This is a genomic window from Pseudomonas sp. K5002, from assembly GCF_013386655.1.
Lineage (GTDB): Bacteria > Pseudomonadota > Gammaproteobacteria > Pseudomonadales > Pseudomonadaceae > Aquipseudomonas.
Genome location: NZ_JACARK010000517.1, coordinates 1 through 8,466, shown reverse-complemented (window position 1 = coordinate 8,466; position 8,466 = coordinate 1). Strand labels below are relative to the sequence as shown.

The window sequence follows — 8,466 nt, the reverse complement described above, 5'->3', positions numbered from 1 at the left end:
TGGCCGTGGCGCCCTGCTGCTACAACCGCATCCGCGCCGAGCAGTACCAGCCGCTGTCGATTGCCGCCCAGGCGTCGTCACTGCATTTATCGGTGGAAGACCTCGGCCTGCCGCTGAGCGAAACCGTTACCGCCGGCGCGCGGGTGCGCCAGCAGCGCGATACGTCGATGGCCAGGCGCCTGGGCTTTGATGTTCTGCAGCGGCAACTGCGCGGGAGCGATGCTTACCTGCCCACTCCGTCCCTGCCCGCGAGTTGGCTGGCCAAGCCGTTCGCCGACTACTGCCGCGAACTGGCGGCCCTCAAGGGATTATCCACAGGGGAACAGCATTGGTCGGCACTGGAGGCCCAAGGCTGGCAGCGCTTGGCACAGGTGCGAAACCTGGAATTAGTGCGTGGTCTGTTTCGGCGCCCGCTGGAAATGTGGCTGGTGCTGGACCGGGCATTGTTTCTCGAAGAAAACGGTTACAGGGTTCAAGTCGGCAGCTTCTGCGAAACACCGCTCACCCCGCGCAACCTGATGCTGCTCGCCGAGCGCAATTAAAGGGCATTTTGTCGCAACGTGCCCTGTGGATAACTCTGTTGATGGAATTCTGGCAGAGGCCCTGCCGGCAAGCTTCGCGGGGCAAAATGCTGACTGGTCATTTTTTGTTCACAAAATAAAACGCACGCAAAACAGGCAGTTGCAGCGTGATGAGAACCGCTCCGCAAAATTGCGGTTTGATGACAGGTCGAACCAACCGATTGTGCATAAGCATCTGAGGTTAGCGGCATAACCCGGGCTTTTCAGTGGGCAACCAGCAGGCGGCAAAGCGCGTTTATATCGTCACAGGCCATGCTTGCGGCTTGGTTATCCAGCGGATCGCTGCCAAAAGCCAGGGCCTCGCTGATCGCCGGATCCCGATGCACCACCTCCAACAGGCTGTCACCCAGGCGCTTCCTGAACACCTCGACCATGTCCAGGCTAAAGCCCGAGGTCTCGTCGAGTTGGTTGATCACGAAGTGGCAACGCAGCGCCGGCCGATCATCAAGGTGTGGCGCCAGCAACTGCTCCATCTGCTCCAGGGTGCCAAGGGAAGCCGCATCCGCCTGGGCGATGACCAGCACCACATCGGCCACGTTCAGTGCCTGATGCAGGTAGACGTTATTACCCGCCGGGGTGTCGATGATCACCGTGTCCTGCTCACCCAAGCCCAGGGCCGACAAATGTTGCGCCAGCCAATGCGGCTCCTGTTTCAGCCAACGCTGGAGGTCTTCCTGCTGACGGATATCGGTTTCGCCAAACGTGATCACCTGGCAACCGGCAAAACCTGAATGAAGGATCTGGCTCCAGCGCTCGTTGTGCAGGCTGGTGCGCCCGATGCCGGGCAAGGTATGGCTCAGGCCGAAGTGGTGATAGAGCGCGTTTTGCGGGTCCAGGTCCAGCGCCACCACTGGCTGTCCCAGGCGCTGCAAACCGCTGCTCAGCGCCGTGGCCAGGGTGCTGCGGCCGACGCCGCCATTGACCGAAACCAGCGCTACCACCTTCGCCCGGATGTTCGCGGCTTCGCGGGACTGCTCGTTGGCACAAGGGGAATGTCGGGAGAACGACGCGCCACTGCCCATATTGAGGCTGGCACTGTCGTCGACCGGCATGTCTTCGAAGAACTGCAGCATCGAATCCATCCCTTGAACATCACTGGCAGTCGTCTTATCGAACAACGAAAAAAGATCATCGGTACGGCTCATCGCCAACACTCCCTCACGACGCATCTTAAAGACGTGAAAGGTCAGCTGTACTGATGCTTACCGCAGGTCTTTTTGTGGGCGCCTTTGTGTACGCATTCTGTGACAAAGGAATGAAAGTGTCATTATTTTGGTGTTTCTGAAGAAATCTTTAAGACGAGCGGTAAATGGTCAATTTACTGACTAATCTTTATCGGGTCGTAAGGTGTTTGCAAATCCCGCTCCGGGATCTCCCAGATCAGCAGCTTGGGCGGCGTCTGCTTGAACGCCGGGCTGTCGAAATAAGCCTTGGCGGCGCCTGAAAATTCGCCGCCGTCCTTGCTGAAGTTACCCACCGGAGCGTTCAGGGCTTTTTGCAGGAAACCCACGAAATTCGAATTGCGCGAAAACGAGGTACCGATCAGCGCCACGTTCGGCAGGCCGGCGTCACCAAACAAATCGTCAGGGTTACTCGACGCCGCCGGGCCGTTCTCATGCGCGGTGCTGGCCGCAACCTGCTCGCCCACCGGCTGTAACTTCGGCGGCAACCAATCGAGACCGGCCAGGCGCACCAAGTCACCCGGTCGCGGTGCGAGCGGTGCCTGGGTAATGTCGAAGGCTTGCTCCGGCGTGGCCTGGATACCGCGCTGCTGGATGCGCAGGGCCACGGTGCGGGCGCCGGCATTCGAGCCGATTTCGCTCCAGTGCGTGTCGGTACGCAGGTAGGCATCCGGGCCGAGGGGTTTCAGGGTGTCGGTCAAATCCAGCACTTCAACGCCCGCCGCTTGCAACAGCGTGCTCCATTGCTGGATCCGGCCATCCAGCACGGCCGGACGATACAAGCCGCAACGCTGGGCAGCGGCGATGCGGGTTTTATCGGGCACCACCATCACTTGCAGATCAATACCGCGCTGGCCTAGCTGCTTTTTCAGGTCGATCACCGCGTCGGCCTTGGTGCGCGCATTGTCTTCGGCGTGGCGGTTGAGCTTCAGTTCATCGCTGATAAACAGCCAGCCCGGGCACCCCTGGCGCACCCGCGGCCCAGTGTCGCCGAACGCCAGCCAACTGGCGCCGCGCTCCAGGTTTGCCGCTTCGATGGCCATCGGTGCCTTGGACAATTCCTTGGCAAACCGATGGGTCACTTCACCGTGCAGCAGCATGTCGCTGTCGACCTTGGGCGGCAGGAAACTCACCGGCCCCTTGACCATCAGCCAGACGCAAGACAACAGCCCCGCCGCCAGGAAAGGCACCAACACCCAGCCCGCCAGGGGGCTGGTGCGGACGGCCAGTTCACTCGGTGGGGTCGGCGCGGTAGGGGCGGGCATCGTCAGGCTTCCTTAGAACTGAAAGTACAGAAACGGCACGGCATCGCGGCTGGCAATCAGCGCGAACGACAACACAAACCCGGCCACCGGCCACAGGGATGCGGCCACCACAAACCAGGGCTGCGTACCAAAACGCTGCTCGCAGCGGGTCTGCCAGATCGGCGCGATGATGCACACCAAACCGAGCAACGCGGCCATGCCATGAGCCGGGCGCATGGCCACGGCCAACGCATCACCCAAGGCCATGCCATGCATGCCGAATTGGCCGGCGTACATGGTCAGTGCCGAATGGAAGTCCGGTGCGCGGAACAGCGTCCAGGCCAGGCACACAAACAGCAGCGTCAAGATGTGCGACAGCACCGGCGGAATGCTCGGCAGGCTCGAGCGCGACCACGCCCGGTCAATGCACAACGCGATACCGTGGGCCGAACCCCACAACAGGTAGTTCCAACTGTCGCCGCCATGCCATAACCCGGCAATCGCCATGGTCAGGAACAGGTTGCGGTAGGTGCGCCATACGCCATCGCGGTTACCGCCGAGGGCGATGTACAGGTAGTCCCGCAGCCAGCTGGACAACGACAAATGCCAGCGCCGCCAGAAGTCCTGGATGCTGCTGGCGAGGTACGGCCGGTTGAAGTTTTCCGGGAAGTGGAAGCCCAGCATCAAGCCCAGGCCGATGGCCATGGCACTGTAGCCGGCGAAGTCGAAAAACAGTTGCAACGAGTACGCCAGGCAGCCGATCCAGGCATCCACCAGGCTCGGGTTTTCCAGGTGGAAGGCGATGTCCACCAACGGCGACAAGGTATCGGCCACCAGCACTTTCATGCCCATGCCGATCATGAAACGCCGAGCGCCAAGGCTGAAATTCGGCCAGTTGAAATAGCGCTGGTTCAGCTCGCGCCGCACCCAGTCATAACGAATGATCGGGCCCGCAATCGAGTGGCCGAACATCGAGATATAGGTCGCGTAATTAATGAAGCTGCGCTCCACCGGCACGGTGTGCCGATGCACATCCACCAGGTACGAAATCGCCTGCAGCACAATGAACGACAACCCGGCCGGCAACGCCACGCGCTGCCAATCCAGCGGCATCGCGCCGTACCAGGTGATTACCTCACTCACGGTGCCCGCGACGATGTTGGCGTACTTGTACCAACACAGCACCGCGGTGTTGAACACGATCAACGCGATCAACAGCCGCACCCGGCCCTTGCCGTCTTCACGGGAACGGTCCACCAGCAAACCGCCGACCCACGCCACCACGGTCAACACCATGTGCAGGAACAGGAACAGCGGGCTCAACCAGCCGTAGAACAGCCAGCTGCCGATCAACAGGATGACGTTGCGCCAGCCCGGACGGGCCAGCGCATAAATCAACAGGAAGGCCGGCAGGAACAGCGTGAGGAATTCCAGTGAGGCAAAGACCATGGTGGTGTCGGGCCCGATCAGTTAGCGAGCGTGTCGGAGGTAAACAGCAACCTCGAACCGGCGGCCGATGGCAGTGCGAGCACGCTGTAGCGTTCGCCGGCCTTGAGGGTGAAGGTCAGCGGCTGGCCCACCGGCGCGTTGGCGCACTTGAGCTGCACCGACAGTTCCACCGGGTTGATCATGCGGCGCGAAATCGAGCCTTCGGCGACCTTCTTGAACAGCTCGGCTTTTTGCGCCACGGCTTCCAGGCTCGCATCGGCGCAGGCGGCGTCGGCGTTGATAAAGGCCAGCGAGGCCTTCAGTGCGTTGAAGTCATCCGGCTGTTCGTGGATCACCAACTGGCGCGTGCCGCCCTTGGCGTCCGGCACGGCCACTACGGTGGCGAACTCGCCCGGCGCGACGGTCACGGCCAGCTCGGAATCCTTGCCGCCCTGGCTCAACACACCCTTGATCGGGGTCTTGCCGCCCGACACCGGCAGGTAGTCAGACACCAGTTTGTCGCCACCCAACACCAGGCTGGCCTTGGAACCCTGGGGCAGCAATTTCAGCTCGCCGTCGGTGCCGTTGGCCAGGCGCAGGAAGGCCGAATCCTTCTCCGGGCCGGTGGGGTAAAGCGGGATGTCGGCGCTGTAGGCGCTGACGCTGGCGAGCAAGGTCGCCAGGCCCAGGGTAATCCGTTTCATTATTGCGCTCCTTTGCCCACGGCGGCCGGTGGCAACTTCGCCAGGGAGTCGCCGATCGCCTTGGCCCACTTCTGGTAGCCGTCGATGGTGAAGTGCTGGCCATCGGTGGTGATCCACTGACCCGGCTTGGAGAAGGTCAGCGAGTCAACGTAGGTGCACGGCGCCACGTTGGTGGCGAGGAACTGCGACATCACCTTGGTGCGCGCATCATCCTTCTTGTACTGCGAACCGACCTTGCCCCACGCCGGCCCGACCCACACGCACTTGGTGCCGGTTTCGGTGATGGCCTTGGTCAGGGAAGTCACGCTTTTCCAGGCCCAGACTTTCGGGAACTGCGGCTCCGGGTACGAGGCCATGGTGTCGGCGATGATGATCACCACCAGGTCCGGCTTGTCCTTGGCGATCAGGTCTTTGATCGGGGTGGTGCTCATGGCGTTCTTGCCGAAAATCTCGGCCTTGCCAACCGGCAGGCGCTCGGCACCGCACTCGACTTTCTTCGGCACGATCCAGTCGGCTGCACCGGCGCCGCACGCGCCGATGGAGTGAACCTTGGCGCCCTGGGCGGTGAGGTTGTCCTGCAGCGGGTTGAGCAGTGAATCAGGAAAGCTCATGTGACTTTCGCCCAATACCAGCAGGGTCAGGCCGGCAATAGCAGAAGCGGAAACAGGCATGGATGACTCCTATCAAATCAATTCGAATAAGGGGAACGGTACGGACTGACCGGCAAGGGCATAGGCCCGCTCAGGTCTTCAAACAAGTAGCGCAGGTAGGCGTTACCGACGTACTGGCGATAGTCCTGGGCGTTGTCGAGACCGACTTCGCCACCCAGGTAAAAGCGCGAGCTGAGGCGGTATTCGGCGGCGGCGTTGAAGCTGTAGCCGATGCCGGTCTTGCTGTCCTTGGCGTATTTCGGATCGCCCCGGGTCGGGTCATTTTGGTAATCGCTATGCCCCGGGAAATAATCGACCGCATCTTGCTCGATATGCTGGATGCCCACCGAACTTTTTATCTGGTAGCTGAACCGATCAAAACTCTGCGCCCAGCGCACCGGCACACCCAGGGAGAAGAAGCGCTGCGGGCTGAAGTAACCGCCCTGGCCGTAGGTGTAGTAACCCTGGTTTTCCTTGAAGCCCATGACCGAACCGCTGATGCCGAGGGTCAGGGTGTCGGTCGGGGTGTTGCGCAGGTACCAGTAGATGCCGCTGCCCAGTTCCAGCCGGGTGTTGTCTTCGACGTTGTTGCCCAACAGCTCGTGCAACGAGGCGTAGCCATACACACCGAGCTTCTGGTTGTCGTAGCTCAGGTCGCCACGCCCGCCGTTGGCGGTCACGCCGCCCCATTTCTCGCCGGTACGCTTGTCTTCGGAACCGGCAAAGGAGGTCACACTGTCGGTGACCGGACGCCGCGAAACGTTGACCCCGTAACGGAAGTTGGAGCCCTGGGAGAACGGCCGCGAGACGCTGGCGCCACCGACGATGGTGTCGTACAGAAAGCCCAGCGGGCTTACACCGATGTCGGCCTTGAGGCCTTCATCCGGGTTCTCCACGGCAACGGCCAGACCGACGCCCGTGTCGCTCTGGGAGCCCGCCGGGTTGGCCGTGCCACCGCCAAAGCGTGTGGCAGAGTCGCTCTTCACGCTGCCGGAACTCACATGCACCGGCGTCACGCGCAGCGCAACGTTCAGATCCCCCACCGGCATCCGCGCTTCGAATGGCGCCTCGACGTCAGTGATTTTGCTCAAGCCGCTTTCGCCATTGTTGCTGCGAACGCTCAAGCCCTGCACCAGGTAACCGGTGCGATCCCGCAGGATCGTATCCAGCGCACGACGTGCCGGGCTGAGGTTGGCGGTGTCGAGTGCAGCAATGCTCGACGGTGGCTCGAACGGCTCGTTCCAGTTGTTCGACGCCGGACGCGCGGAGGCTGCCAGGGCATTGTCGGGCACGACATTGGTCGGTGCATCAATCGGCGGCGGCACGGCGCCGGCAACGGTCAGGTCGGTGACCTGGCGACGCTGGCCCGGCAAGCCGACGAAGGGGTTGTAAGGCACGCCCTGGGAGCCGGCCTGAGCCAATTGCGTCTGGCTCTTCTGGCTGTTCTCAATCGCCAACGCCTTGCGCAGCAGTGCAGCGGCTTCGTTGTTCTTGCCCAGCCCCTGATAGATGCGCGCAGCCGAGGTGAGGATCTCGGGGTTGCCCGGTTCCAGGGACAGCGCCTTTTCACTGGCGCTTTCCGCCAGGCCACGATCACGGCCTTGCAGCGCGATATCCGCCAGGCCCAGTTGCAGGCGAGCGTTGTTCGGGTTCTGCTGAATCAGCGGCGCATAAAGCTCCATGGCCTTTTTGCTATTGCCGCTGGCCGCGTACATCCGCGCCAGGGCACCTACCGCCATTGCGTCGTTGGGACGCTGGGCAAGGGCCGGCGACAGCATGTCGTAGGCCGCGACCAGGTCGTTTTTCTCACGCAGGGCATCAGCCTGTTTGACCCGGTACAGGTAGATCAAATCGTCGTAACGCTGGCGACCGGTTTCACTCAGCGGCTTGCCCTGCACTTCACGCAGGATGTCGCCCGCCTCGGTGTAGTGGTTGGCCTTGAGCAGCACATTGGCGTACAGCAGTTTCTGGTCGACGGTCGGGTTCGGATTGTTATCCAGAACCTTCTGCATGATATCCAGGCCCTGCTGCGTCGCGCCGACTTCCACATAAGCGGCAGCCAGCACGGCCAGGCGCTCAGGCTTCTGCCGGGTCATGGCTTCACTGCGGCCCAGCAGCGCGAGGGCTTCCGGGCGTTGGCCACGGCGGGCGGTCTCGATGGCGATGTCGGTCTGCTTGTGCAGCGCGATATCGATACCCAGCTCGTTCATGTCAGCGGTACGTTGCCCCGCAGGGATACGCGCCAGGGTCTCTTCAGCCTTTTTCCACTCACCCAGCTCCGCCGACAGCAGCGTGCTGGTGTACAGCGCGTCCGGCTGGTTCGGCTGCTTGGCCAGCAAGCCGTCGATCAAGGCACGGGCGTTGCGAATCTGGCCGTCGCGCAGGTAAATGCGCGCCAGGGCGAAGCGTGTCCACGGGTTTTCCGGGTCGGCATCAAGGGCTTGTTTGTAGGCGGCTTGCGCGGCTTTCAAATCGCCCCGCTGCTCGGCCAGCTTGCCCACCTGGGTAGCGCGCAACGCGGTGATTTTCACACTCGGCGCGAACTTCGCGCGCTCGGCGGGCGACACCGAGTCGATCAGCTTCAAGGCTTCTTCCGGCTGCCCCGATTGGGACAGCACGTTGATCAAGCCGCTCAGCGCGTCCGGGTCGCCAGGATGACGGGCGAGCACTTTTCGGTA

6 protein-coding genes and 1 pseudogene are annotated in these 8,466 nt (G+C 62.1%); 1 reads left to right on the top strand and 6 read right to left on the bottom strand.

Annotated elements, in window-relative coordinates:
• A pseudogene (locus HX846_RS22185) lies at positions 1-542 on the top strand (SAM-dependent methyltransferase); the annotation flags it as partial.
• Between the two features lie 242 nt (positions 543-784).
• On the opposite strand, the gene bcsQ reads toward HX846_RS22185, so the two are convergent.
• The 6 genes from bcsQ to HX846_RS22155 all read right to left on the bottom strand — a co-directional run.
• Complete coding sequence (gene bcsQ / locus HX846_RS22180; protein ID WP_102604463.1) at positions 785-1,726, bottom strand: cellulose biosynthesis protein BcsQ; 942 nt, start codon at positions 1,724-1,726, stop codon at positions 785-787.
• A gap of 173 nt (positions 1,727-1,899) precedes the next feature.
• Positions 1,900-3,027, bottom strand: coding sequence for a cell division protein FtsQ (locus tag HX846_RS22175; protein ID WP_178966098.1), 1,128 nt, complete (start codon positions 3,025-3,027; stop codon positions 1,900-1,902).
• Between the two features lie 12 nt (positions 3,028-3,039).
• Positions 3,040-4,455, bottom strand: coding sequence for an MBOAT family protein (locus HX846_RS22170; RefSeq protein WP_003218070.1), 1,416 nt, complete (start codon positions 4,453-4,455; stop codon positions 3,040-3,042).
• 17 nt (positions 4,456-4,472) lie between these two features.
• Positions 4,473-5,138, bottom strand: a complete 666-nt coding sequence (locus tag HX846_RS22165; RefSeq protein WP_177041013.1) for an alginate O-acetyltransferase AlgF — start codon at positions 5,136-5,138, stop codon at positions 4,473-4,475.
• A complete protein-coding gene (locus HX846_RS22160) occupies positions 5,138-5,809 on the bottom strand; it encodes an SGNH/GDSL hydrolase family protein (RefSeq protein ID WP_003218072.1) in 672 nt (223 codons plus the stop codon). Before HX846_RS22160 ends, HX846_RS22165 begins: the two co-directional genes overlap by 1 nt.
• Before the next feature lie 17 nt (positions 5,810-5,826).
• Positions 5,827-8,466, bottom strand: a 2,640-nt coding sequence (locus HX846_RS22155) for a cellulose biosynthesis protein BcsC (RefSeq protein ID WP_178966097.1), incomplete at its 5' end; no start/stop codon positions are given.